Source organism: Marinobacter sp. (genome assembly GCF_041687235.1).
In the GTDB taxonomy this organism is placed as follows: domain Bacteria; phylum Pseudomonadota; class Gammaproteobacteria; order Pseudomonadales; family Oleiphilaceae; genus Marinobacter.
In genome coordinates, this window is record NZ_JAWLCH010000003.1 from 273,061 (window position 1) to 298,436 (window position 25,376).

Below are 25,376 nucleotides of genomic sequence, written 5' to 3' on the forward strand. Positions count from 1 at the left end.
ACATCGACCGGCGGCTTATCCCGAAGGACAGCCGCCAGCCGCGAGACAGGTGAAAGGGAATTTAGTTAATCAGTTTCCATTCGCCGTTCTGGACTTCCAGAATGCGGAAGGAATCTGCATCAAGGCCGTTGTGGTCATCCGGAGACATATTGAACTCACCGGTAACGCCAACGTAACCCTTGATGTTTTCCAGGGCATTACGCACCGCTTCGGGGTCTGTGGAGCCAGCCTCTTCAATAGCGCGTACCGCCAGCATCAGGCCGTCGTAAGCATAGGCACCAAAGGTAGACACCTTGGAATCCCAGCGAGCCTCATATTCGGCCTTGTAGTTCTGAACAACTTCTTTCTGGGGATCGTCGTCAGGCAGCGAGTCCGGAACCAGCAGCGGAGATGCCGGCAGGCGCAGGCCTTCTGCGGAGGAGCCGGCCAGCTCCAGGAAGCTGTCGGATGCCACACCGTGGGACTGGTAGAACGGTAGCTCCATACCCAGCTGGGCATAGTTACGGGTCACAATCGCCGGGCCCTGGCCGAAACCGAAGTTCAGAACCGCCTCAACACCCTTTGTGTTACGGATATTGGTCAGCTGGGCGGTCATGTCTGTATCAGATCCGCTGTAGGTAACATCGGCAAGGACTTCGACACCCATTTTCTCCGCCACTTCCAGAGTCTGGGTACGACCGGAACTGCCGAACCCACCGGTTCCGGAAATCAGACCAATCTTGGTAATGCCGCGGTCTTTCATGTCCGTGAGGATACGCTCAGCGGCCATACGGTCAGACTGCGGGGTCTTGAACACCCATTTCTTCACCGGAGTGGTAATAACTACCGCACCAGCCAGGGAAATGAACGGAACCTGAGCCTGCTCGATCAGTGGAACGGCGGCCATGGTGGCCCCGGTGGTGCTGCCACCGACGATAATATCAACCCGATCCTGACGAATCAGACGGCTGGCGAAGTTGCGGGCAGAGGCGGCATTGCCAACATCGTCGTAGTGGACGAGTTCCAGCTGACGACCCAGGACACCGCCTTCTTCGTTGATTTTTTCGACGTACATCTCGAGCGTTTTCAGCTCAGGATCGCCAAGAAAGGATGCCGGCCCTGTCACAGACAGGAACGACCCGATTTTGATTGGCTCTGCTGCCTGGGCACTCATCATCATGAGACCAGCAGCGGCTACTACTGCGCATTTTCCTGCGCGACGCATCATTGTCTTGAACATTGTTTTTGTTCTCCCGAATTGTGCAGGGGCTTGAGTATGTTTTTGTTCCATCATCCCTGATTACAGCAATCCTGATTCTTCGCTCCCGGTAAAATTCGATACCATTGACGAATATCAAACGAAGTTATTGTATCATAACTCCCATGTCAACCGATTTCAGGGAGTCCGGCTACAGCTCTTTCAGTAAAGCCGACACTGACGCAGCGCGCCAGCACGGCAAGCAGAAAGACAAACCTTTACCTGACACGTAAGAACCGCATAATACGTGCAACGTGTTTCATTGATTCTTATTTGCGAACTCAGGCCATGACTGCAAAAAGCCAGCTAGAACTGCTCGTCAAGAACTTCCAGAAGAAGCGCCCCCTGAGGGCCGGCTCCCTCATCATTACCATCTATGGCGACGCCATCGTTCCCCGCGGTGGCAACGTCTGGCTGGGTAGCCTGATGAAGCTGGTGGAACCGATGGGCATCAGCCAGCGGCTGGTTCGCACCTCGGTGTATCGCCTGGTTCAGGAATCCTGGTTGCAGACCGAGAAAGTGGGCCGTTGCAGTTATTACAGCCTTACCGGCCCGGGACTGCGCCGCTTCGAACAGGCATTTCAGCACGTCTATAACCTGGACACCGAGGAATGGAGCGGAAGTTGGTGCCTGGTGTACCTGAATCAGCTGTCCCCGGAGCTCAGGCAGAAAGTCCGGGAAGAGCTGAAGTGGCTCAGTTTTGGCAGCATGGCGCCCGGCTTGATGGAGCACCCACGATTCACCCGTAGCGAGCTGATCCCGATGCTTCAGGAATGGGGCGCCCTGGAAGACACCATTGTCATGCAGACCATGCCAATGGAGCAGAAGAGCCCCAAGGCGCTTCGCCTCCAGGTAAGAGAGAGCTGGAACCTTGAGGAACTGGGGGGACGTTACCGGCGCTTTTTGACTCAGTTCCGACCCCTTTGGCGGGAACTGCAATCCGAGGACACACTCAGCCCTGAAGAGTGCCTGATTCTCAGGATCCTGCTGATTCACGAATACCGGAAGATTCTTCTGAGGGATCCGCTGCTGCCTGATGAACTGTTGCCCGGTGACTGGGAAGGCCGAAGCGCCAAGCAGCTTTGCCGGAACCTGTATCGACAAATCTACGTGCGGGCCGAGCAGTGGCTGGACGAAAACCTCGAAAACGCCTCCGGCCCCCTTCCAGGTCCCGGTGAGAAGTTTTACAAGCGGTTCGGTGGATTGCGGGATACTGCCATCCAGATCGATCCGACAACCGAACCAGAGGTTCTTTAGACGCCCACTCAGTCAGTTGACGAGCCGGAAGAGGATGCCAGTTGTTCCCGGGTCTTCAGACGTCCCTCCCGGCGAATCTCGGCATTGTCGTACCGGCGCTGTTGCTCGTCCGTTTCCGGTATCACTTCCGGGACATCCACCGGCCGGTCGTTCTCGTCCAGAGCAACAAACGTGAAAAAGGCCGAGAGAATGTGCCGCGTGTCGCCGGTGTAACTGTTTTCGGCCTCTACCCTGGCACCAATTTCCATGGACGATCCCCAGCTCCGGTTCAGCGACAGGCTGAACAACAGCGTATCGTTTCCCTTCGCCGGCGCCCTGAAGTGGATTGAATCTACAGCAGCTGTCACGCAAACATGAGCTGAATGCCGCTCAGCCACGACCAGCGCCAGCCGGTCGCATTTCGCCATGATCATCCCGCCAAACACCGTGTTGTGGGAGTTCATGTCATTCGGAAACACCTTGTACACGTGTTTCTCGATTGCCGATGCTGATACCGGCTTTGAGGGCTTTCCCGCCATGATATCCTTTTCCTCTTCCACGGAATTTTGATAGGGCGTCAATTCAACCGACAGCCGCCGCGTCACCCTGACGTTGCTGCGCCCGTTTCGCCAGGTGAAGCATGACAACACCCAAGGCCATTACCACCAGCGTCAGCCAAAGACCATTGGTGTAATTGCCCTCCACATCGGCGAGATAGCCGACCACAGCCGGCGCCACCATTTGGGCAATCCCATAGCTGAACGTCAGCCGGCTCATGGGCCGCGAGGGATTCTCGGGGAAGACGCGCCCGACCATGGCCAGCATCATGCTGACAATGCCGATGAAGCTGGCGCCATAGATCACGGAACTGAGCATCACGCTGGCCAGGCTGGTGTTCACGATCAGCATCAGAATACTGACGGAATTCAGTGTATAGGCCAGATAAAGCGCCAGCCACTGGCCCCAACGCCGGGAAAACACATCCCACAGCCAGCAGGCCGGTGTGGCCGCCAGCCCGGCAATCAGCCAGACCAGCCAGCCCTGGCCCTGAAGTTGAGGCATGGATTCGGCAATCGCCACCAGAAAGGTGGCCGTCACCACATAACCTACGCCGGCGCAGAAATACGCCAGTTGCAAGATACGAATGAACCGGCTGCGCTCATCTCCACCATTGGCGGCCCCCGTTCTGGGCAAAGCACAGGCGCGGTAGTCCGGCATCCAACGCCAGGCAGGCACGAGCAGTGCCAGTGCCACCAGCCCGTAGATTACCCATTGCTGATCCCAGGTGAACGGGTCCTTGATCAGCTCCGCTATAACAGCTGTCAGGACAATCCCGAGGCCGATGCCCGAGAAGAATACCCCAAGCTCGGACTTCTGGTTGTTCTTGATCAGCCAGCTCATCAGCAGACCGGCACCCAGTAACATTCCCGCCGAGGTACTCAGACCGGAAATAAAACGCAGAATGAACCACAACCACACGTTGGTGGTGTACCCCATGAGAACCGTTGAAACCACAGCAACCACCAGGCCAAGCTGGTAGAGCCTTACCTTGAGACCAAGATCACTGATCCGGGTAATAAGTACCGCGCCGGTCAGGTATCCGGCGTAGTTCACCGTTGCCAGCATGCCGACAACGGATTTGCTCAGCCCCAGCGCAGCGACCATCTCCGGGATCATCGGCGTGTAGGAAAACCGGGCAATTCCCACCATGACCACAACGGCGATCACGCTGGCCACCAGGACTTTTATTGTTTCGATCGGTTTCACAGGAGGTCCTTGATTTGCAACGTCGTCGGATCAGGCGCGGCCCAGGAACTTGCGCTCCTCCACGTTAATGCGGATGCGATCTCCGGTGGAAATGTGCTCCGGAACCTGCACCACCAGACCGGTGGCAAAACGGGCAGGCTTGGTTCTGGCCGTAGCAGAGCCGCCTTTAACGGACGGATCTGTCTCCTCAATAACAAGCTCGACCGTGGGCGGTAGCGCGAGCGCGACCGGCGAATCTTTCAGCAGGATAACCATAACGCCCTGAGTGTCCTCGGAGATGAACAACAGCTCCTCGGCTATGGCATCCCGGTTCAGACTGTACTGGGTGAAATCCTCGGTATCCATGAACACATACTCATCGCCATCGGCGTAGGAAAAGGTGGCTTCCCGGCGCGTAAGATCGGCCAGGTTGAGCATGTCCGAATCCTTGAAGGTCTCATCGAGCTTCTGGTTGGTTACTACGTCGTACATGCGCATCCGGTAAAGACTGCCACCGGCTCGCCCCTGGGGAACAGAACGCTCGATATCCTTCACAAAATACACCCGGCCATCGTATTCAACGGCGGAATTTTTCTTGATCTCACTGGCTCTTGGCATTTTTTATACTTCCGATTATTAGATAGGAACAAAACTTTCTGACCGCTGATATACCATGAACGCGGTCGACATGCGATACGCTGTTTTGGCAGTACCGGGCCCGCTGGCTTATGATCGGCCTATCCTGTCGGCAATTCGGTGGCACCATGAATATTCGAACCCTGGAAACCTTCATCTGGATTGCCAGGCTGGGCAGTTTCAGGGCGGCAGCGAGTCGCGTCTACGCATCGCAACCCTCTGTTTCTGCCCGGATTGCCGGCCTGGAAGATCAACTGGGCGTTGAGCTGTTTGATCGCTCCTCCAGAAAGATAACCCTGACCGCCAAAGGGCGGGAATTCCTGATCTACGCCGAAAAGCTGCTCAGCCTGCATGGTGAAATGATGCAGGCAGTGGCCAGGCCCTCTTCCATCGAAGGAACCATTCGCCTGGCGGTGTCGGAAACCATCGCCCACACCTGGCTACCACAATTGATCGAACGGGTCAGTGAAGCCTATCCTGCCATTAATCTGGAGCTGGATGTAGACATCTCCGTCAATCTTGCGGAGAAACTGGCCAACCATGAAATAGACATCGCCTTCCTGATGGGGGGCGTGAATCAACCGGGCATCATCAACCGGGACCTTTGCCGCTACTCCCTGATCTGGGTGGCCAGCCCAAGGCTGGACATTCCCGACGGGTCAATGTCGCTGGAAGAATTATCCACCTGGCCCATCATCACCTATCCCCGAAAAAGCGAACCCTACGTTGCCATTCGCTCACTGGTGGACCCGATGAACCATTCCACACGAATCCACTCCAGCTCTTCACTGTCTACAATCATTCGCATGACCGTGGATGGCTTGGGGGTGAGTGCTCTGCCCAGGGAGATCCTCGAGCACGAGCTTCATTCAGGGATACTGCGCCAGTTCGAGATTGAAGCCGATGTTCCCGATCTGGCCTTCTGCGCCTCGTACCGGGGCGGGCCCGGCGGCACCGTCGTACAGGCCATTGCCGAGCTTGCGCTGTCCACCGCGGAGGACCGCGCGACGAACGCCAAAAACAGTCATGTGAATGCCGGAAAATCCGTCTGATCAATTTTTTCGATCACAACTGATCCCAACTTTCGAATTGTATTAATCGCCAGCTCTGCCTTAAATGTAAAAATCATACTTTTTGAGGCAGCACCATGGCAGCAAACCCAACCCTTAACGCACAGTCCCTGCCACAGGCCGTGCGGCAGGCAGCCCGGAGCGGCCAGCTTTCCGGCCCAACCGCCGGATTGGCCAGCGGGTATGTACAGGTAAACCTGGTGATTCTGCCGGAAGCCCAGGCCGCCGGATTCCTGAGATTCTGCCAGGCAAATCCGAAACCCTGCCCCTTGCTGGCAGTCAGCGAACCCGGTGCCCGGGTCTGTGAGGCTCTGGGTGCTGATCTCGATATTGCCCGCGATGTCCCGGCCTATCGGATCTATCGGCACGGCGTTGCCGGCGAAACCGTCCATAATGTGGCTGATGAATGGCGAGATGATCTGGTGACCTTCGCCCTGGGCTGCTCCTTTACCTTCGAGCATGCCCTGATGCAGGCCGGATTGCGCATTCGTCATATTGAACAGGGCCGGAACGTACCCATGTACCAGACCTCTGTCCCGCTGACGGCCGCTGGTGGTTTCAAGGGCAACCTGGTGGTTTCCATGCGCCCGTTCCTGGCAGCCGACGCTATTCGTTCCGTTCAGATCACCACCCGCTATCCGCAGGTTCACGGGTCCCCTGTACACCTGGGGGATCCCCGACTGATTGGAATTTCCGATCTTGACTCACCGGATTACGGAGATTCCGTTTCCCTGGGTGAGCATGAAATCCCGGTGTTCTGGGCCTGCGGGGTAACCCCCCAACAGGTACTCATCGACTCTGGTGTGGAATTCGCAATCACCCACAGCCCGGGGCACATGCTGGTCACGGATATCCCTGACAACAGCCTGGCCCTGTTCTAACCCGAACCAACCCCGAAGACGACCATGAGGAAACTCACATGACTACAACAAAAGACCTCGTTACTGCCTCCCTGCTGGGTTTCGCCCTGGCCGGTTCCCAGGCCATGGCTCAGGATCTGGACAAAACCAGCATCAACTATGTCGGAAGCTGGAGCAGCCTCTCCCTGTACCAGAACTTTGAACGTCCGTTCTGGGAGCAGCACGTGCCGGACGCCTCAGACGGCCAGATCAGCACCGAGGTGACCACGTTCGACCAGATGGGTCTCGGTGGCGGCGAAGTCTACCGGTTGATGGGCCGTGACGTGGTAGAGGTGGCCTCTACCGTGGCAGATTATGCCGTAGAGGATGCGCCGGAGCTGGAAGGCCTGGACATGCCCATGATCGCACCCGACGTGGAAACCGCCCGAAAAGTGGCCGAAGCCTATCGTCCGGTGCTGGCAGACGCGTTCAAGGAACGCTACAAGGGCGCCCAGTTACTCGCGGTTGTGCCTTACCCCTCGCAAATGGTCTTCTGTAATGCCGACATCGGTGGCCTTCCCGACCTGAAAGGCAAAAAAGTGCGCGCCAGCGGCCGTACCACCGCTGAGTTCCTGCAGGCCCTGGGAGCCGAAGGCATAACCCTGAACTTCAGCGAAGTACCCGGCGCCCTGCAGCGCGGCGTTATTGACTGTGCCGTTACCGGCTCGCTGTCAGGCTACAGTTCTGGCTGGCACGAGGTATCAACCCATCTTTACCCTCTTCCGGTGGGCGGCTGGGACCATGTCGTAACCGCGATGAACGGCAAGAAGTGGAACTCACTCTCCGAGGAAACCCAGCAGTGGCTGGCCGCCGAAATCAAAGAAAACTACGAAGATCCGGTATGGGATTCTGCGGTTGATGAGACCAAAGAAGGTATTGCCTGCCTGACCGGCAACGGTGAATGCTCACGGGGCGAGCCCGGCGACATGGTGCTGGTGGAAGCCACCGACAATGACTTCTCGGAAGCCTCCCGTCACCTTGAGGAAACCCTTCTGCCAAACTGGGCGCAACGGGTTGATCAGCAGTGGGTGGATCGCTGGAACGAAACCATCGGTGCAGCCACCGGCCTGAAAGCATCGAAATAACTCACCGTTAAACCGACCTGATGCCCGGGCTGCTTTTGGCACCCGGGTACTCTGGAGAACACTATGTTTCAACAGGTGAATTCTTTACTCGACCGGGTATTGGTCGGCGTCGAGACCGGCTCACTCTGGATGGCCCGCGCCGGCGGTGCCCTGATCCTGTTTACGGTGGTACTCGTTACCATCGAGGTAATGTCCAGGCAATTCATTGGCCGATCGGACGTCCATGCCACGGAACTGACTGGTTACATCATGGCCATCAGTGCCAGCTGGTCATTTGCCTACACCCTGATGTGCAAGGCACACATTCGCATTGACGCCCTGTACCTGAATTTTCCAATGAAAGTCCGCGGTGTCCTTGACCTGGTCGCTCTATTGGCCATGGCGATGTTCGCCATCCTGGTTGTCGATGCGGTTTTTGACGTCACCAGTGCTTCATACAGCGGAGGCTCCACCGCTAATACGCCACTGGGCACACCCTTGTGGATGCCACAGGCCTTGTGGATGGTCGGTCTGGTCTGGTTCGGATTCGCGGTCTCCATACTCTCACTGAGGGTGCTCTTTGGTTTGCTCAGCGGCGACAACGACCGCGTTCAGGAACTGGCGGGCAGCCCGACCATGGACGAACAGATCAAAGAAGAAAACAGGGAAGCACACTCATGATTATTACCGCACTGCTGATTCTGCTCGCCCTGCTGCTCCTGAGCGTTCCAGTTGCCGCCACACTGATTGCACTGGCGCTATTGCTTGCGGAACTGTTCTCACCGTTCCCCCTGATCAATGCCATGGGTGATGTACTCTGGTCGGCTTCCGACAAATACCTGCTGATTGCCATTCCCCTGTTCATTCTGCTGGGCGAAATACTGGTGCGCACCGGCATTGCCCGCGGTACCTATCGGGCCCTGGAGAGCTGGCTTTCCTGGCTACCCGGTGGGCTATTACATGCCAACATAGGCACCGCCACCCTGTTTTCCGCCACCTCCGGCTCCAGCGTAGCGACCGCGGCGACTATCGGTACGGTAGCTCTGCCCCAGGGCAAAGACATGGGCTATGACCCGAAGTTGTTCACCGGATCAATTGCAGCCGGCGGCACACTGGGCATCATGATCCCCCCGTCAATCAACCTGATTGTCTATGGCTTCCTGACCGAAACGTCCATCCCTCAGCTTTTTGCAGCAGGCCTGATACCCGGCCTCCTGCTTGCGACAATGTTCATTGTTGGTACCGCGCTGATCTGTCTCTGGAAGCCAGGCCTGGGTGGCCCCAGCGTATCCCACAGCTGGGGCGAGCGGGTTTCAGGGCTCAGGCACCTGGTACCGGTGCTTGCCCTGTTCGGTATTGTTGTAGGTTCGATCTACACCGGCGTGGCAACACCGACCGAGGCCGCCTCACTGGGCGTATTGGGCGCAATGGCCATTGCCGCCTTCATGAGGAAGTTATCCGTCAGCATCATTGTTGAAGCGCTGGATGGCACCATGAAAACCACCGGCATGATCATCCTGATCATCATTGCGTCCTACTTCCTTAACTTCGTTCTCGCATCGGCTGGAATCACGAGGGAGCTGACCAGTTTCCTGGAAAATGCGGGCATGGGGCCCTATTCGACCCTGATGCTTGCAATCCTGCTTTACATCATCCTCGGTTTCTTTATTGAAACCCTGTCGCTGATGGTAATCACCATTCCCATTGTTGCCCCCATCATTATCGGTATGGGCTTCGATCCGGTGTGGCTCGGCATCCTGATCATCCTTCTCATCGAGATGGCGCTGATCACCCCGCCCGTTGGCCTAAACCTCTACGTGGTGCAGGGTGTCCGCGAAGGCGGGCCATTCAGCGATGTAATGAAGGGCGCCATGCCCTACGTCGGAATCATGTTCCTGATGGCGATCGTGCTGGTGCTTTTCCCTCAGTTGGCGACCTTCCTTCCGGAGTTAATGAAGTGACCAGCCATGAATTCTCAATTGGAGTGACCTGATGACAACCTTTTACCTTGCAGAAAACGGGGCGCCCGTTGACGTTGACCTTCACCAACTGGTGATTGCCGGCTGGGCCGGACGGGTGCAGGCTGCCATTGATGAACACATTGAAGAGCTTAAAGAAATCGGCGTCACACCGCCTTCTGAAACCCCGCTGTTCTATCGGGTAGCGGCGAATCAGCTCACGGTGGCGCCAGAGATTCAGGTTCTGGGCGAGCAAACCAGTGGCGAGGTCGAGGTTGTGCTCATAGGCACCGACCAGGGAACCCTGGTCAGTATCGGCTCGGATCACACCGATCGCGAGGCAGAGGCCTGGTCCGTTGCCCATTCCAAACAGGTCTGTGCCAAACCCGTCGGCGCCCAGACATGGCGCCTGGAGCAGGTAATCGACCACTGGGACGAACTCCAGATGGCTTCGTACGCGACCATCGACGGTGAGGAACAGCTCTACCAGGAAGGTCCGGTAACCGGGTTGCTCCACCCCACCGAACTGCTCCGGAGCTTCGGTCTGGACAAACCGGAACTGGTGTCAGGCCAGGCCATGCTCTGCGGCACCTTACCAGTGATTGGCGAGCTGCGTCCGGCAGACGCTTTCCGCGTGGTGCTGAAAGACCCGGTAACCGGCCTCGAGCTCCAGCACCGATACGCCATCAAGACCTTGCCGGTGATCGCATGATCCCGATGACACCTCTCGCCACTCTGCTTGCTGAACTCGACAGCGGCAAACATCAGGCTTTCGAACTGCTTGATAGCTGCTTTACCCGGATTGACACCAGAGACAACGCCAAAGCCCAGATCTACACCAGGCGCTTTGACCGATCGGCCCGCGCCGAAGCCGAAGCCGCAGACCGGCTCCACAAGGCCGGGCTATCAGCAGGACAACTTGCAGGGGTGCCAATTGCCCTCAAGGCCCTGTTCGATGTCAAAGGCGAAGTCACCCACGCAGGCTCTCGAGGCTGGCAAGATCCGGCAAGCCATGATGCGCGGATTGTCTCGCGGTTGCGGCGAGAAGGCGCAGTAATCACAGGGCATACCAACATGACCGAATTCGCCTATTCAGGACTTGGTCTGAACCCCCACTATGGTACGCCGGAGAATCCCCTGGCCCCGGGACGCATTCCCGGCGGCTCATCCTCAGGTGCTGCCGTGGCCGTGGCCCTGGGTATGGCAGCAGCGGCTATCGGCACAGATACCGGAGGGTCAGTGCGAATACCGGCCGCATTCTGCGGACTGACGGGATTCAAACCCAGCCAATCCCGGGTGCCCCGGGATGGCACATTCCCTCTGTCTGACAGTCTCGATTCCATAGGGCCTATCGCCCCTTCGGTAGACTGCTGCGCACGCCTGGACGCGGTGTTGTCCGGCAGGTTCTACCAGCAGCTCAAATCCCTATCGCTGAAAGGGCTCCGTTTCGTTGTTCCGACGGACTATATGCTGAACGATCTGGACGACACCGTTGCAAATGCGTTTAGCCTCAGCCTGAACACCCTGCGCAATGCCGGTGCGAACATCATCGAAGCCCCTGCACCAATACTCGCAGCGCTACCTGAACTGATGGAAGGTGGTGGCTTTACCGCCGCTGAAAGCTACTTTGTTCATCGCCACTCGCTGGAAAAACACAAGAAACTTTACGATCCGCGCGTAAGCAGCCGCATTCAACGCGGCGCCAGCATCAGTGCCGCCGATTACCTCGAACTATGCCGCCGGCGGCAAGCCCGAAAACAGCAGGCAGACGAATGGCTCCAGGACTACGATGGCCTCCTGGCACCAACGGTACCCGTGGTACCGCCGAGGTTCGAGGAGCTGACAGGCGATGACGACTACGCCCGCCTTAACCTGCTGGTTCTGCGCAACCCTACCGTGGCGAACATGCTGGACCTTTGTGCCATCAGCCTGCCGAACCATGGCCCCGGCGATCTTCCAAGCGGTCTGATGCTGATCGGCCGAAACGGCACCGACGACAACCTGTTGCGGCTGGCACAGGCCATCGAACGCGCTCTGTAACGGCGATGCTGACGATTCTTCTGACCAAACTCATCGCCACCGCCGTTGTGGTGATTGGGGTGTCAGTAGCCGTTGGCAAACTGGGGCCCAGACTCGGGGGTATTATGGCAGGCACCCCCATTATTCTTGGCCCCGGTTATTTTTTCATGCTGCAGGACTGGCCTGCCGTGTTTGTCGAAGAGGCGGCCCTCGCGACCCTGCACGCCCTGATCGCAACCCTGTTGTTCAGCATCACGTTTGTTCTGGTTGCCGGACGACTGGGGGCTATGGCCAGCCTTGCCGTGGCAACCCTGTGCTGGATTCCCACCGCCTGGCTGTTTTCATTCATGCCGGGGGGCATTGCCGTTGCGGTACTGATCTATGGACTGGTCCTGCTGGGAGCCGAAGTGATCAAGCGGGCTCTGGCCCTGGATCAGACCAGAGCAGTGGCAGCCACCGGATGGTTCGATCTGATCCTGCGCGGCCTGCTCGCAGGCGTGCTGGTTGCGGTAGCCACGACGGTGGCCGCCAGATCCGGCCCGATGTTGTCGGGGATGCTGGTGGGTTTTCCCGTGGGCCTGTTCACGATTGGTTGGGCACTGTACGACCGGTATGGCGCCAACGTGGCCAGAGCAACCGTGGCAGCGGCGCAGCAAGGCATGCTGAGCCTGGTGGCGTTCGCTGTGGTTACCGCCGTTCTGGCTGGCCACACCGCCCCGATGGTGACGTTCCTTCTCTCCCTGCTGGCGTCATTGGCGGTCAGCGCGACGCTGTTCATGATCAGCCAGTGGCGCGTTCGTCGCGCCTATGGCCACCTGCTGGGCACTTCTACCAACAATAACTGGAAACCTGATCGATGACCGACAACAACCGTGACTCACATTCCGGGATTACCGATTCACGCTCCGGCGGCGAAAATGCCCGCCGGATCCTGAGGCGGGACCCGAACCCTCACATGTTCCGGCCCGTCCAGTTCCGCTCGGTGATCGCCCGCAATCGGATCATGCTCTCACCGATGTGCCAGTATTCCGGCCAGGACGGCCTGTCCAATGACTGGCATTACGTACACCTGGGCGCAAGGGCTGCCGGCGGAGCTGGCTGGGTCTTCACGGAGGCTGTGCACATCGAACCCAGGGGACGGATCACGCCCTGGTGCCTTGGGCTCTGGAACGATGAGCAACGGGACCGCCTGTCCCGAATTGCACGCTTCGTGTCAGATCAGGGGGCGGTGCCCGGCATTCAGCTCGGCCATGCCGGCCGGAAAGCCTCGGTCGGCCGGCCATGGGAAGGCTCCCATCCGTTAAGGGCCGATAACGGGGGCTGGGAGAACCTGGTTTCTGCCTCGGCCTTGCCCTATGCGAGCCAGTGGCAAGTACCCGCGGCCATGTCCCGGGACCAGATCGTCGAATCTCTCGAAGCCTTGCGGTCTGCAACACAGCGGGCCAGGGAAGCCGGTTTCCGGGCCCTGGAGCTGCACGGTGCCCACGGTTACCTTATTCACCAGTTTCTGTCACCGCTGAGCAACCAGCGTACCGATGAATATGGCGGGTCTTTCGAGAACCGGATCCGCTTCCTGCAGGACTCCATCCAGGTCGTTCGTCAGGAATGGCCAGACGACCTGCCTCTGTTCCTTCGACTTTCCTGCACCGATTGGGTAGAGGGTGGCTGGACTTTGGACGACACCGTGCGCCTGGCGACTCTGCTGCGGTTCCAGGGCGATGTTGACCTGATAGACTGTTCTTCAGGAGGCAACGACCCACGCCAACAGATTCCTATTCATCCCGGGTATCAGATACCACTGGCGCACGCCGTGCGTAGCCGTGCTGACATTGCCACCGGTGCCGTTGGACTGATACACAGTCCGGACCTTGCTGAATCGGTCATTGCCAATGGCCAGGCAGACCTGGTGATCCTGGGTCGGGCACTGCTGGCGGATCCAGCCTGGCCATTACGGGCTGCCGCTGCCTTGAGGGCGGAGAATGTTGAATGGCCCAAACAGTACGAGCGGTCAAATATTTTCTGAGCTGACACAAACGCCTCAACAAGAGGCAAAGAGGTGATTATGGCAATCTTGAAGCTGAACGCCGACATGGGCGAGAGCTTCGGCCCCTGGGTCATGGGGCTGGACCATGAAGTTATGCCCCATGTCGACCTGGCAAACATCGCGTGCGGATTCCATGCGTCGGATCCGGACGTGATGCGTAAAACCGTGCGCCTGGCCAAGGCCCACGGCGTGGGTATTGGCGCCCACCCCGCCTATCCTGACCTGGTCGGCTTTGGCCGACGCTCAATGGCCTGCTCGGCAGATGAAATCGAGAACCTGATGCTGTACCAGCTAGGCGCACTTGAGAGCATTTGCCGGGCAGAAGGAACCAGACTCTGCTACGTGAAACCCCACGGCGCCCTTTACAACGATATGGCACGGGACCCAGAGCGCTTCGCGGCTGTTGCCCGGGCGATCCGGTCGTTTGACCCGGCTCTGCCGCTGATGACCCTGGCAATGCGGGACAACGCTCACCTCCTGGAACAGGCCGAACACCATGGCATTACCCTGTGGTTTGAAGCGTTCGCCGACCGGGCCTATGACAGCGAAGGCCGACTGGTACCCCGATCCGAACCGGGCGCCGTACACCATGAGCCCGAAACCATCATCGAGCAGGCGCGACTGATTGCCACCGGGCAGCCACTGACCGCCAGCGATGGAAGCCAACTGTTATTGCAGGCCGATACACTTTGCGTTCATGGCGACAACGAGGAATCGATTGCTGCCGTAAGGCGTATCCGGGAGATGCTGAGCACTCTGGAGAGGGCCTCGTGACGCACACGGGATTGCCAAGGCTGGAGTCCGCCGGCATTGACGGCTGGATGGTGCGCCTGTTCGAGACCATCGAGGAAAATAACCTGTTGTGGCTCGCAGCACTCACCCACGATTGCGAAGCGGCCTTCGGTGACTCACTGATTGATCTTGTGCCCTCCTACACCACTCTGCTGGTGACCTTTGACCCACTCAGAATCAGCTCCTGGGAAGCCCGGAAGATGCTGTCGGAGGTGCTTGCCAAGCTGGTCCCGGACGAGGTTGGTGGCGAAGGCGAATTGCACGAAATTGCCACCTGGTACGATCCGGGTGTGGGGCCGGACCTCACCCGCGTTGCCGAGCTTTCAGATATGTCCGTGGATGACGTGATCAAAACCCACAGCTTCCAGGAATACCGGGTGTTCGCCCTGGGGTTTTCGCCCGGTTTTGCCTTCATGGGACTTCTGGATGAGAGCCTGACCTGCCCCCGGCTCAGCACGCCACGCCCCAGGGTACCTGCCGGAAGTGTCGCCATCGCCGGCCAGCAAACAGCCGCCTACCCGGTCGTCACTCCCGGCGGCTGGAACCTGATCGGACGCACCGCCGCCCGACTGTTTGACCGCAACCGGGACGGCTTCAGTCTGCTCAAGGTGGGCGACCGGGTGCGCTTTGTTTCCGTTGACCGGCACACCTTCGAAAACGAAGGCGGTGACACCACCCCTGCGGAACCGGCCCAAGAGGAGAGACGAACATGAACCCGGGTACAACCTATGGATTTCGGGTAAACCGGGCAGGCCCACTGGCCTTGCTGCAGGATGCCGGCCGTTTCGGTGTGCGGCACCTGGGTGTGACTCAGGGTGGGCCTGCAGACCTGCATGCCTGGGCCTGGGCCAACCGGCTGGCCGGTAATAAATGGGGCTGTCCGGCACTGGAGATCACCTTTGGCGGCCTTGAAATACAGGCCGAAAAGGATCTGACCATCGCGGTAGCCGGTGCAGACCTCTCGGCAAAACACGACACCCGGCCGCTGCCATTGTGGCGCAGAATCCGGGTCGGCAAAGGTGAACGGATCGTGTTCGGTACGCCAGCCAAGGGCTTGCGGGCCTATCTCGCGGTTGCCGGCGGATTTTCAGCAGAACCGGTTCTCGGCAGCGTTGCCTGTGTGACTCGGGAACATCTGGGCGGCTTCGATGGCCTGGGCCGCCGCCTGGCAGAAGGCGACCGATTAACGGTCGCCCAATCGGACGGTGTGCATACGGAGGCTATTGAAACCCCTGAGCATCAGCGACCGGATTACTCCGAACCCGCCGTTCTGGACCTGTTGCCAGGCGCTCAAATCGCGGACTTTTCCGGGCGCAGCCTGTATGAGGCCTTCAACAGTGAATGGCGGGTCGACGATCGCGCCGACCGCATGGGCGTGCGATTGATCGGCCCGCCACTGCACTGCCGGATCGATTCCATGGTTTCCGAGGGCATTTCTCTCGGCGCGGTGCAGGTGCCGCCGGACGGCCAGCCCATCGCCCTTCTGAACGACCGGCAAACCATCGGCGGCTACCCCCGACTAGGCAACCTGACTCCGCTTGCAGCCGCCAGGCTGGCCCAGAGCCTTCCCGGACAGAGAGTTCGATTCAGGCCGACCGGCGCCGAGCGGGCGCTCCGGGAGCACAGAGCGTTCGTAAATCAGGTTACAGGGTAACCCACCAAAGACCGCACATCGCTCAGAAAGCGGTCCACCTGCGCTTCAGTGGTTGCCCAGGAGCACATCAGGCGGGCACTGCCACCGATGAAGTTGTAAAAGCGCCATCCCCTGGCCCGCAACTCTGCCTGCACAGACTCCGGCATCTCAACAAAAACTCCATTTACCTGCCGGGGGTAGCGCAGCCGGATACCCGGCAGGTCTTTCAGCCCGTTGGCGAGTCGTTCTGCGCAGGCATTCGCGTGGCGAGCGTTCTGCAACCAGACATCGCTCTCCAGCAGTCCACACCAGGGTGCGGAAATATAGCGCATCTTCGAAGCAAGCTGGCCGGCCTGCTTGCAGCGCCACTCAAAATCCTCCGCCAAAGAGCGGTTGAAGAACACCACAGCTTCACCAAGTGCCAGACCGTTCTTGGTGCCGGAAAAGCACAACACATCCACGCCCACCTTCCAGGTTATCTCCGATGGATGCACACCGAGGGCGGCCACGGCGTTGGCAAAGCGGGCGCCGTCCATGTGAATGTTCAGTTTGTGACGGTTCGCCATCGCACGAATTGCCCGTAGCTCATCCGGAGTGTAAACGGTGCCCACCTCGGTTGCCTGGGTCAGGCTGAGCGCCTTGGGCTTGGGGTAGTGAATATCGGTCCGCTTGGTTACCAGATGCTCGATGCTTTCCGGTGTCAGCTTGCCGTTTTCGCCCTGCCCCAGAAGCAGTTTGGCGCCGTTGGAGGCATACTCCGGGCCGCCGCATTCATCGGTTTCAATGTGGGCCAGCTCATGACAGATCACACTGTGAAAGGATTGACCGATGGACGCCAGGGCCAGAGAGTTGGCAGCGGTGCCGTTGAATACGAAGTACACGTCACAATCGGTATCGAACAGTGCCCTCAGACCATCCGCCGCCTTCTGCGTCCAGCTGTCCTCGCCGTAGGCCGGTTCATCCATCCGGTTGGCCGCTTCCATGGCTTTCCAGGCCTGCGGGCACACACCGCTATAGTTGTCGCTGGCAAACTGCTCGGACTGGGACAAAATTCACTCTCCTTCCATTTGAATTGCTTACTCTCACTGATCAAGAACCTTCAGGCGGAGCCCCGCACACGTCTCGCACTTCCCTGGCCCATGCGAGCCAGCTTTCCGTTGCCATGATTCCGCGCCGGAGAGCAAGATACTGCAATTTATAGTGTCGCGGCAGCGTTTGCACATCCTGAAAATAGTCCCGCTCTATCTCGCGATAGCGCTCCAGTTCTTCCTGCCAGTCGAGTTCATAGCGAGAAAGCTCCTCGGAAAGTCTGTCTTGCGACCAGAGATCGCCCGCAAACAGTTTAAGCAGCAGCGGGTCTCTGGTGGCCGGTCGTGGAGAAAAGCCATTCACCCATTTCCCCAATTCAGCGCTTCCTGAATCAGCGAGATGGTAAACCTTGCGATCCGGCTTTCCGGACTGTTCAACCAGCTCAACCTTTACCAGACCATCATCGAGTGCCTTTGCCAGCTCTCGGTAGATTTGCTGATGGCTGGCGTTCCAGACATTTCCCATCCGCTCTCTGAACCTTCGGGTCAACTCATACCCTGTTGCGGGTGATTCATAAAGACTCGCAAGTAATGCATACCGAAGTGCCATTCTCAATCCTCCAATATGCGCATTGTTGCATATAACATTAAACACGCGCTACCATGTGCAACAAGTTGCATATAGGAGCAAAGACATGAATCTTGAGCCTTTGACAAACACATCCATTGCGATTCAGCTTCACGTTGTCGCAGCGGTTCTGGCCTTTGTGCTGGGCCTTCTACAGATTTTCCTAAGGAAGGGTACAGCGCTGCATAAAACGGCCGGCTGGGTATGGATCTGGATGATGGCAGCCGTCGCCTTGTCATCCTTCTTTATCCATACCATTCAGCTAGTGGGCCCATGGAGCCCAATCCATCTGCTCTCTGTCTACACGCTGATAATGCTTTGGTGGGGAGTGCGCCAGGGGCAAAGAGGAAGACTAAGGGAGCACGGAATCACCATGGCATCGCTATTCGTTTTCGCACTGGTTGGCGCCGGGGCTTTTACCCTGCTGCCAGGCCGGATGATGCATACCGTGGTTTTCGGGTGAGCGCCGGAGAGTCTGAACCTCTCCGGCCTTGAGGTAGAAGAATTATCCGTTCAGACCCAGGTGTTCGGCATCCTGCTCGATACAACGATCCAGCAGCGCCAGATAGTCTGCCTTGGCCTTGACCTTAGTTTCCCGGTGGGCACGCATATTCAGGGTTTTGAAATGAAGAGCAAGCTCGGTGGCCCTTTCAACCAGCTTGTCCTGGGCAACCACTTCATCCAGGAAGCCCGCCTCTACAGCTCCTTCCGGGTTGTAGATCTCAGCGTTCACGACCGAACGGAAGAAATGAGCGGGCGCCAGTCGATGGCGGGCAATTTCAATCCCGGCGTGGTGCATAGTCATGCCGATGGCCACCTCGTTCAAGCCAAGCTTGAAGGGCCCCTCAATACCAATGCGGTGATCCACTGACAGCAAAATGAATGCGCCCTTGGCAATGGCATGGCCGCTACAGGCACCAATGATCGGCAACGGGAATGCGGCCAGACGCCGGGTAAAGCTGGAGCCGGTTTTTACCAGCGCCGCAGCCTCTTTCGGCCCCTTCTGCATTTCTTTCAGGTCGTATCCGGCAGAGAACACGCCGGGCTGCCCGGTCAGTATCACAACGGCCTTGTCTTGCTCGGCCCGATCCAACGCCGCGTTGAGCCCCTCGAACACTTCCTGGCTCAGGGCATTGGCCTTGCCATTGCTGATGGCAATCGTTGCAACACCGTCTTTCAGTTCATAACTTACCAGCTCAGTCACCTGATCTACCTCTCTACCGGAATTAAAGTGAGCGTTTGTTTACTTCGGTAAGCCTGATTGTGTGTTACGCGGGGCCGAGTTTCAATATCAATTGGTCATGTCGCCATGACGGGACCGATATTGACTCAATGCATTGGCCGGTAAGGTCGCAAAGCGGACCTTTTCCCCGGGCCGGGTGACCCCGCTTTCTTCCGCTCAGATCCACTGAAGGCGTGAGTCCATTTGAATATCTAGGGAAACAGCAACTGGCGGAAATCTTATCAGCAGCGCAACTAAAACAGGGATGGTTACAGTACTTTGTGTATTCGTCTAAAGCCTATGACATGTGGTTGCGGCAGTATATTACCTTTGCTGATCGTCCACACTTGCTCAACGCGCTAAGTAAACAGGCAGACATCGTTCTTGTGCTCTCGTTTGACCCGGTACATGGCCTGATCCGCTCCCCTGATCAGGTCACTACCCGATTGCTCTCCACCTCGACCGATACTGATCCCCACGCTGGCACCAATTGATACCAACTCTCCGGAAGGCAGAGTCACTGGCTGTGTGATGGCTTCGCGTAGCCGCTGGCCGATTTCAAACACGCTGGCTTTTGAGGTGACGTTTTCGGTGACAACCACAAACTCATCGCCTCCCATCCGGGCCACGCAGTCACTGTCCCGAGCCTCCTGCTGCAGTCGACGGGCGATTGTTTGAAGCAATACATCACCCGCTTCATGACCGTACTGGTCGTTCACCGGCTTAAAGCCGTCCAGATCGATCAGGATTACGGCCAAAAGCTCATTTCGCCGCTGCGACCGTTGTGTGATTTTTTCGAGATGAATCATCAGGCCATAGCGGTTGTAGATTGCTGTTAGTGGGTCTTTTACTACACGGCGTTCCAGTTCGGCCTTGGCGACCTCCAGCTCTGAAGTGCGCTCGACAACCCGGCGTTCCAGTTCACGCTCCTGTCGCTTTAGCGACATTAACAACTTGCGCTGAACCTCCTCTTTTTGGCGCTTGAGTTCGTTAAATCGGGCCGCCAGACCGAAGGACAGCAAAATCATCTCAATGGCGGAACCGATCTGCAGGCCATAAACAGTGAAAAAATTGGAAGGTATCCAGCCCAGGTTGCGGACCGACAGCAACGCGGCGCCCACCAACAGGAGCAACCAGGCCGTTAGGTATATCCGGGCTGCAGGAATGCGATAGCGTACGGCCGCGATACCACTGGTTATTAAAAACACGGTCGTCAAAACACCCATCGCCGACATTATCTTGAGGGCATCCTGCACTGACACCAGTAACGTCAACAAAGTCGTGCACCACCAACATATTGCTATAACCGATAAAGACTGGTCCCAGCGCGGGGCAATGCTTCGCATATTCAGAAAACTTCGGGCAAACATAACCGCCAAGGTAGCAGCAAGGGTATATCCGGTCGGAAGAATACGGTTGCCCCACTCTCCTACCAGTCCTGGCCACATCAGCAAAGGACCCAAGCCGTTCATGCTGGAGGCGGCAATACCAAAGCTAAACACAAACAACGAATACAGCAGAAAGGAGCGTTGACGGGTACCAAGAAACAACAGGAAATTATATGCACCTAAAGCCGCCAACATGCCGAAGTAGAGGGCAAGCCAGACATATTCCAAGTCACTGTCTTCGTAGAATTCATAGGTTGGCGCCAGCCGTGCGTTGAGGGTCATGCTGGCGTGGGTGGCTACCCGCAGGTACAGCGTCGCCCGCTCCTCAGGCTCAAATGAAAGCGGAAAAATTGGCTTACGATGAGCCACAATTCGGTCTGCCGGCGCAATGGTACGCCCGGAGCGCATCCGTTCTACCATGCCATTCGCATTCACCTTATAGAGACGAATGTCATCCAGATAGGCGTAGGTGAACTCAAGCATTCGGTTCAACCGCGTGCTTGAGAGGGATTCCACTTCAATCCGCATCCAGTAAACATCGGGAGTATAGCCCTGGTGGAGACCGCCTGGCACTGCTGGTCTAAAGGGCTCGATTCCACTAAGCACTTGTTCGAACGTCAGCTCACCACCGGGGTCCCGTATCAGCGAAATAAAGCGGTCCAACGGTTGCGCCTTGTGCCCATCTAGCACAAGCACACGTTCCGAGCTCCAGCCTGAGGCCGCTGCCAACAAAAGCCATACGAGGGCAAACAACTGATTTACCAAACGACAATCACCCGGCAGCAAACGCGCCTCTCCTTGAGAATTGAACTGCCAGATCAAGCGATCACGACGCAGAATTTATAGCGGCTATTCGCCTATACAGACAGATCAATCCTACGCTTGGCGGTATTGAACGACATATTTAGCATCGGCCTATCGCCGTCCACCGATTCGGGCTTAGAAGCCAGTATTAAATGGCTTTATTATCGAATTCGGTGACCGCCTGGACGGCCACCTAATATGGGATGGGCAGTTACGCATATTTAGTTGCAGGCTCCGCTGTGGTAATCGGACGCCCCCAAGTTTCAAGAAATCTCTGCTTCGCCCACACTTTGAGGCATATACTGAGGAAACCGGCTGGCGTTACCAATAGACATGAGATGAGCGTAAATCCAACCCAGGTGTCCATCTCGGCTCAGCTGCCCGATAGTACTATCGTCCAGCTCACGTAACTTGGACTCATCTACAATCTTTAAGTCCCGCAACAGAAAATTTTTCTGTTCCCGGTTCGAAACACGAATTTCGCGCACTACCAGCAGATCCAATTCGTTCAATTTCTGGGTAAATCGCTTGGTGCGATCAATTTCCGCGCGATAGCCATTCAGGAAATTGATAACGCCTTTAAGATACTCGGTATCCTTGCCCTCGTCGTCAAAAAGTGGCTCACCCTCCTCCTCTGAGAAGGCGTGAAAGCTATCATCCAGGCACACGGTGTAATCGCCGTCTTTGCCACCCTGGGCGAGCACAAACGGGTAACGGCGAACAAATGCGGGCACATAACAGCCCTCGCGCCAGGCATCCTTGTCATCCAGAAACAGGTTCTCGTTCTGACGCAGACCCAGCAGTGCCACTGCACCCAGTTCATCGGCTTTCTCACCAGCGAACACAATCGGGTAGTCACGGGCGGCCTGGAAAAACTCGCTGCCGGCCAGCGGCACGTAGTGGGTATCGCGGGCAAACGCCGCGGTACCCAACCCGGTCTGGATCTTCAGATTTCGGTGGTTATCCCGGTTCAGGGGTACGATATGATTGTAAAGCAGCATGCAAACATCCTTCTTTTTGGTCACTGTAATTCAGAACTGGTAACTGATGCGGGCCTGCAGTTTCCCGCCATCCTGGTCGGGCACCACGTCCCGCAGGGTCTGGCCCCAGTACAGCTCTCCATTCAGGTGATCACCGTACTGCCAGCGCAGACCGGCGCCCAGGCTCTGTAGCTCCTCGCTCGAGGGGCTGACGTCTTTGATCCGTCCGTAATCGGTGAAAGCAAACGGCTCCAGGCCTGGCCGCCAGCGATAACGCAACTCCGCACTGGCGAACAGGCCGTCAGCGCCAGCCACTGCCCCGGACGGATAGCCGCGAACGCTGCCAGCACCACCGGACTGGAACAGCAGGGTTGGGGGCACGGTGTCTTCGTCAGCGAACTGCCAGCCGCCACGAAACAGCCCGAGAAACCCGCCGCCAAACGCCTGTACCCAGGAAGCGTCACCCTCGTAAAGCAGGTAGTCATCGGTGACACCGAACACGTTTTCGACCTCAGCCCGAACCACGCCCTGCCGGAAGCTCCAGTTGGCGCTGGCCAGGTACCCGTTGATCTGTGCCCCCAGTGACCAGCGGTCGACATCAAATTCACTGATCGCCTGGCCCTCGAGTTCCGTGGTGGACTCGATCGCGGCGTTCTCCAGATAGGATTGAACCAGCACCGTGTCACCGGAATACCACGGCTGGTCCCAGCGCAGGGCAATCTCCTGCGAGTCGCCTGTGACGTTCAGGGCCTCAAACGGGCCTTTTACAATCTCGATGTCGCCCTGGCTGAAGCGCGCGCCCAGACGACCGCCCCAGCGGTTGACCGGAGCGTCGTAGCTGAACAGGCCGTTCAGGGAGCCTTTTGAGCCCACCACAAACAGCGTCATGCGATCATCAATACGCAGCGGCCCATTGACCACCAGCGATGCACCCAGCCGCTCCTCGCCGGTGGTTTCGGAACCGGCATTGTCGACAAAGGCCTGGCCGATCAGCCGTGGCTGCTCGTCGACACTCAGGCGGATGTCGGTTTCCCCCGGCTGTTCACCCGCGGCCAGTGCCGCCCTAAGCTGAAAGTTCGAGGTTCGGTTAATCCGAGTCAACGCGGGGCGAAGCTCCCGGATATCGACTACCGCTCCGGGTTCGGCTGGCAAACCCCAACGCACCACACTTTCACGGTTGTAGATCTCATTAGCGACGACCACCTTGCCCAGTCGCCCTTCCACCAGCTGAAGGGTCACAACCCCGTTCTGGATCTGCTGGGGCGGCACGATGACCCGAGCATTGACCAGGCCTTCCTCGGCGTAAAGTTCGTTGAGGGCATCCACCAATGCATTGATGTCAGCGAAACTGACCTCGCGGCCCTCGTAGCGTGCTATCTGCCCACGGATGATATCCATAGGCAAAAGCTCAGATTCGTTGATCCGGATTTCCTGAAGCTCGAAGGTGACATCGGACTCTGGCAATCCCTGGCCGTTAATGTCCGACGGTAATTCCAGCGGGTCCTGCTCCCGCTCCCGAGGCTGTTCCCGAAAGTATTCCTCGCTCTCAAACGCACGCTCCTGTTGCAGGCTTGGGTCCAGCGTTCTGAGGTCCGGGGCTGGCGCCTGCTGGGCAGCCACCAAGCTGCTGCCCACGGCCAACCCGACACCTGCGACAACCATCCAGCTCTGACGGGCAACCCGCAGGCAATCAGACATCTTTTTCGTCATCCGCGCTCTCCGTTGTGTTTGCGGCCTGAAGGTCGTCCAGATTGACCGCGCTGCCACCGATACTGTCAGTCTCGAAGATCACTGCCGGCGCGCGTTGCAATGGCATACCCAACGCCTGCATCAGGCCGCGTGTAACCGCGTCCACACCGCTCTGCATGAAACGATCGTTGTCACGGGCAACGCTGGCGCCGTTGTATTCAATACCGGTGTATTCACGCTCGGCGTTGTAATTCGGGCTTTGCACATCATGCCCCGGCCTATAGTGGCTGACGTAGGCATCGGTCCAGGTCCAGCCATCGCGCATTTGCAGGCTGAAGCGGGCGTCCGGCTCGAACAGCTGAACGTCCACATCCCGAACCGAGGCGTCCCGGTTGTTCATGTACAGGCTATTGGTGCCGGTCAGAACCGACAGCTCGGTACCGATCCAGCCGGAATCGATGGCAAACTCGCTGGTATTGGTGGTCACGGAGGCCTGCTCAGCATGCATCTGTGTCAGGTCAACACGGCCCTCGCTTTCGATGTTAAGAGCCACAAGGCCGGCCAGGCCCCCATCGTAGCCAGTAACCTTGCCAGTGAGGTTCTGGCCCGTGTGACTGATGACAGTGTTGATCACACTGCCCGCCAATGTGACTTCCCCCGGGACAAAAATCGTTCCACCAGTGATGCTATTGCCAGCCGCAGCCGAAACCGAACCACTTGCACGCAGCTGACTGAAAGCGACACCCTCACCCGCTGACAGTGATTGGCTACCGACTGACTCGATGACGTCGACGAGAATTGTGTCGACTGCCCGCAGGCTGACGTCCGCCCCTGACGAAACCACATTCAGCATGGAGATGCTGTCGCCCGCCTCTGCCACCAGGTCACCAGCAACATCAATCGTCTCTGCCATCAACAAGTTCCCGCCCGCAGTGGCGTTCATATGCCCACCAACGATTACGCCGCCTGCCACCTCCAGGGATTCGCCGGCCGTCAGAGCGGCGGAGCCGCCCACAGCCATGCCGTCAGTGATCGCTATTCCAGCGTCCGCAGTAGCATCCGCATCCTCAGCCGATTCCAGTCGTCCGCCCGTGATATTGCCTCCGGCAGATAACAGCAGCTGTTCACCAGCAGCCAATCGCTCGAACTCAATGTCGACACCAGCACTCACGTTCTGATCACCGCCAGACTGGATGACATTGACCCGGACACTTTCCGCGGCATCGAGATTGACTCCTGTCCCAGCAGACACCAGATCCAGCATCGCAATACTCTCACCGGCTCTTGCCTGAACCGCCCCACC

General features: G+C 57.9%; 25 protein-coding genes. 14 read left to right on the forward strand and 11 right to left on the reverse strand.

Translation table 11 applies throughout. The features are described 5' to 3' along the window. Nucleotides 1–61 precede the first annotated feature (61 nt). Nucleotides 62–1,219 carry an ABC transporter substrate-binding protein gene (locus ACESMK_RS06745; RefSeq protein WP_372996532.1) on the reverse strand — a complete coding sequence of 386 codons (1,158 nt, stop codon included), beginning with the start codon at nucleotides 1,217–1,219 and terminating at the stop codon, nucleotides 62–64. Between the two features lie 306 nt (nucleotides 1,220–1,525). Between ACESMK_RS06745 and paaX the strand changes: the two genes are divergently transcribed. Then, a complete protein-coding gene (paaX, locus tag ACESMK_RS06750) occupies nucleotides 1,526–2,494 on the forward strand; it encodes a phenylacetic acid degradation operon negative regulatory protein PaaX (RefSeq protein WP_372996534.1) in 969 nt (322 codons plus the stop codon). Nucleotides 2,495–2,502: 8 nt separating this feature from the next. Here paaX and ACESMK_RS06755 read toward each other — a convergent pair whose 3' ends face one another. From ACESMK_RS06755 to yeiP, 3 genes are read right to left on the reverse strand one after another with little or no spacing between them, the layout of a single operon-like run. Beyond that, nucleotides 2,503–3,012, reverse strand: a complete 510-nt coding sequence (locus ACESMK_RS06755; protein WP_372996536.1) for an acyl-CoA thioesterase — start codon at nucleotides 3,010–3,012, stop codon at nucleotides 2,503–2,505. A 43-nt stretch (nucleotides 3,013–3,055) separates the two neighbouring features. After that, nucleotides 3,056–4,240 (reverse strand): YbfB/YjiJ family MFS transporter, encoded by a 1,185-nt coding sequence (locus ACESMK_RS06760; RefSeq protein WP_372996538.1) that lies wholly within the window; start codon nucleotides 4,238–4,240, stop codon nucleotides 3,056–3,058. A 30-nt stretch (nucleotides 4,241–4,270) separates the two neighbouring features. Further along, the gene (yeiP, locus tag ACESMK_RS06765) at nucleotides 4,271–4,837 is read right to left on the reverse strand and encodes an elongation factor P-like protein YeiP (RefSeq protein ID WP_372996540.1); all 567 of its coding nucleotides are present in this window, start codon (nucleotides 4,835–4,837) and stop codon (nucleotides 4,271–4,273) included. Nucleotides 4,838–4,983: 146 nt separating this feature from the next. On the opposite strand from yeiP, the gene ACESMK_RS06770 reads away from it, so the two are divergent. From ACESMK_RS06770 to ACESMK_RS06825, 12 genes are all read left to right on the forward strand, one after another. Continuing rightward, on the forward strand, nucleotides 4,984–5,907 hold the full coding sequence (locus tag ACESMK_RS06770; RefSeq protein ID WP_372996542.1) for a LysR family transcriptional regulator: 924 nt from the start codon (nucleotides 4,984–4,986) through the stop codon (nucleotides 5,905–5,907). A gap of 95 nt (nucleotides 5,908–6,002) precedes the next feature. Continuing rightward, nucleotides 6,003–6,806, forward strand: coding sequence for a putative hydro-lyase (locus ACESMK_RS06775; RefSeq protein ID WP_372996544.1), 804 nt, complete (start codon nucleotides 6,003–6,005; stop codon nucleotides 6,804–6,806). 38 nt (nucleotides 6,807–6,844) lie between these two features. Further along, entirely contained in the window at nucleotides 6,845–7,909 is a 1,065-nt protein-coding gene (locus tag ACESMK_RS06780) for a TRAP transporter substrate-binding protein (RefSeq protein ID WP_372996546.1), read from the forward strand. A 63-nt stretch (nucleotides 7,910–7,972) separates the two neighbouring features. Continuing rightward, nucleotides 7,973–8,569: a TRAP transporter small permease subunit gene (locus tag ACESMK_RS06785; RefSeq protein ID WP_372996548.1), complete on the forward strand. Its 597-nt coding sequence runs from the start codon at nucleotides 7,973–7,975 to the stop codon at nucleotides 8,567–8,569. Further along, nucleotides 8,566–9,849, forward strand: a complete 1,284-nt coding sequence (locus ACESMK_RS06790) for a TRAP transporter large permease (RefSeq protein WP_372996550.1) — start codon at nucleotides 8,566–8,568, stop codon at nucleotides 9,847–9,849. Before ACESMK_RS06785 ends, ACESMK_RS06790 begins: the two co-directional genes overlap by 4 nt. A 31-nt stretch (nucleotides 9,850–9,880) precedes the next feature. Beyond that, nucleotides 9,881–10,558 carry a DUF2848 domain-containing protein gene (locus ACESMK_RS06795; protein ID WP_372996552.1) on the forward strand — a complete coding sequence of 226 codons (678 nt, stop codon included), beginning with the start codon at nucleotides 9,881–9,883 and terminating at the stop codon, nucleotides 10,556–10,558. Continuing rightward, entirely contained in the window at nucleotides 10,555–11,886 is a 1,332-nt protein-coding gene (locus ACESMK_RS06800) for an amidase (protein ID WP_372996554.1), read from the forward strand. The genes ACESMK_RS06795 and ACESMK_RS06800 overlap by 4 nt, the downstream gene beginning before the upstream one ends. A gap of 5 nt (nucleotides 11,887–11,891) precedes the next feature. Continuing rightward, nucleotides 11,892–12,725, forward strand: a complete 834-nt coding sequence (locus tag ACESMK_RS06805; protein ID WP_372996556.1) for a hypothetical protein — start codon at nucleotides 11,892–11,894, stop codon at nucleotides 12,723–12,725. Between the two features lie 95 nt (nucleotides 12,726–12,820). Then, a complete protein-coding gene (locus ACESMK_RS06810; protein WP_372996717.1) occupies nucleotides 12,821–13,888 on the forward strand; it encodes an NADH:flavin oxidoreductase/NADH oxidase in 1,068 nt (355 codons plus the stop codon). 39 nt (nucleotides 13,889–13,927) lie between these two features. Next, nucleotides 13,928–14,683, forward strand: coding sequence for a 5-oxoprolinase subunit PxpA (locus ACESMK_RS06815; protein ID WP_372996558.1), 756 nt, complete (start codon nucleotides 13,928–13,930; stop codon nucleotides 14,681–14,683). Beyond that, nucleotides 14,680–15,414, forward strand: coding sequence for a 5-oxoprolinase subunit PxpB (gene pxpB, locus ACESMK_RS06820; protein WP_372996560.1), 735 nt, complete (start codon nucleotides 14,680–14,682; stop codon nucleotides 15,412–15,414). The genes ACESMK_RS06815 and pxpB overlap by 4 nt, the downstream gene beginning before the upstream one ends. After that, on the forward strand, nucleotides 15,411–16,355 hold the full coding sequence (locus ACESMK_RS06825) for a biotin-dependent carboxyltransferase family protein (protein ID WP_372996562.1): 945 nt from the start codon (nucleotides 15,411–15,413) through the stop codon (nucleotides 16,353–16,355). Before pxpB ends, ACESMK_RS06825 begins: the two co-directional genes overlap by 4 nt. On the opposite strand, the gene ACESMK_RS06830 is transcribed toward ACESMK_RS06825, so the two are convergent. Then, the gene (locus ACESMK_RS06830; RefSeq protein ID WP_372996719.1) at nucleotides 16,340–17,386 is read right to left on the reverse strand and encodes a threonine aldolase family protein; all 1,047 of its coding nucleotides are present in this window, start codon (nucleotides 17,384–17,386) and stop codon (nucleotides 16,340–16,342) included. The two genes, ACESMK_RS06825 and ACESMK_RS06830, sit on opposite strands and share 16 nt — an antisense overlap. 37 nt (nucleotides 17,387–17,423) lie before the next feature. Further along, nucleotides 17,424–17,972 (reverse strand): PadR family transcriptional regulator, encoded by a 549-nt coding sequence (locus ACESMK_RS06835; RefSeq protein WP_372996564.1) that lies wholly within the window; start codon nucleotides 17,970–17,972, stop codon nucleotides 17,424–17,426. A gap of 85 nt (nucleotides 17,973–18,057) precedes the next feature. Here ACESMK_RS06835 and ACESMK_RS06840 point away from each other — a divergent pair, with 85 nt between their 5' ends. Further along, nucleotides 18,058–18,453 (forward strand): DUF2306 domain-containing protein, encoded by a 396-nt coding sequence (locus ACESMK_RS06840; RefSeq protein ID WP_372996566.1) that lies wholly within the window; start codon nucleotides 18,058–18,060, stop codon nucleotides 18,451–18,453. 42 nt (nucleotides 18,454–18,495) lie between these two features. Here the strand turns inward: ACESMK_RS06840 and ACESMK_RS06845 are convergent, their stop codons facing one another. The 5 genes from ACESMK_RS06845 to ACESMK_RS06865 form a co-directional block, all read right to left on the reverse strand. After that, entirely contained in the window at nucleotides 18,496–19,194 is a 699-nt protein-coding gene (locus ACESMK_RS06845) for a crotonase/enoyl-CoA hydratase family protein (protein WP_372996568.1), read from the reverse strand. Nucleotides 19,195–19,571: 377 nt separating this feature from the next. Then, on the reverse strand, nucleotides 19,572–21,386 hold the full coding sequence (locus tag ACESMK_RS06850; protein WP_372996570.1) for a 7TM diverse intracellular signaling domain-containing protein: 1,815 nt from the start codon (nucleotides 21,384–21,386) through the stop codon (nucleotides 19,572–19,574). Nucleotides 21,387–21,667: 281 nt separating this feature from the next. Then, nucleotides 21,668–22,405 (reverse strand): SapC family protein, encoded by a 738-nt coding sequence (locus ACESMK_RS06855; protein ID WP_372996572.1) that lies wholly within the window; start codon nucleotides 22,403–22,405, stop codon nucleotides 21,668–21,670. Between the two features lie 30 nt (nucleotides 22,406–22,435). Beyond that, on the reverse strand, nucleotides 22,436–24,094 hold the full coding sequence (locus tag ACESMK_RS06860; RefSeq protein WP_372996574.1) for a ShlB/FhaC/HecB family hemolysin secretion/activation protein: 1,659 nt from the start codon (nucleotides 24,092–24,094) through the stop codon (nucleotides 22,436–22,438). After that, nucleotides 24,075–25,376: hypothetical protein (locus ACESMK_RS06865; protein ID WP_372996576.1), on the reverse strand; the 1,302-nt coding region annotated here is incomplete at its 5' end. The genes ACESMK_RS06860 and ACESMK_RS06865, both read right to left, overlap by 20 nt.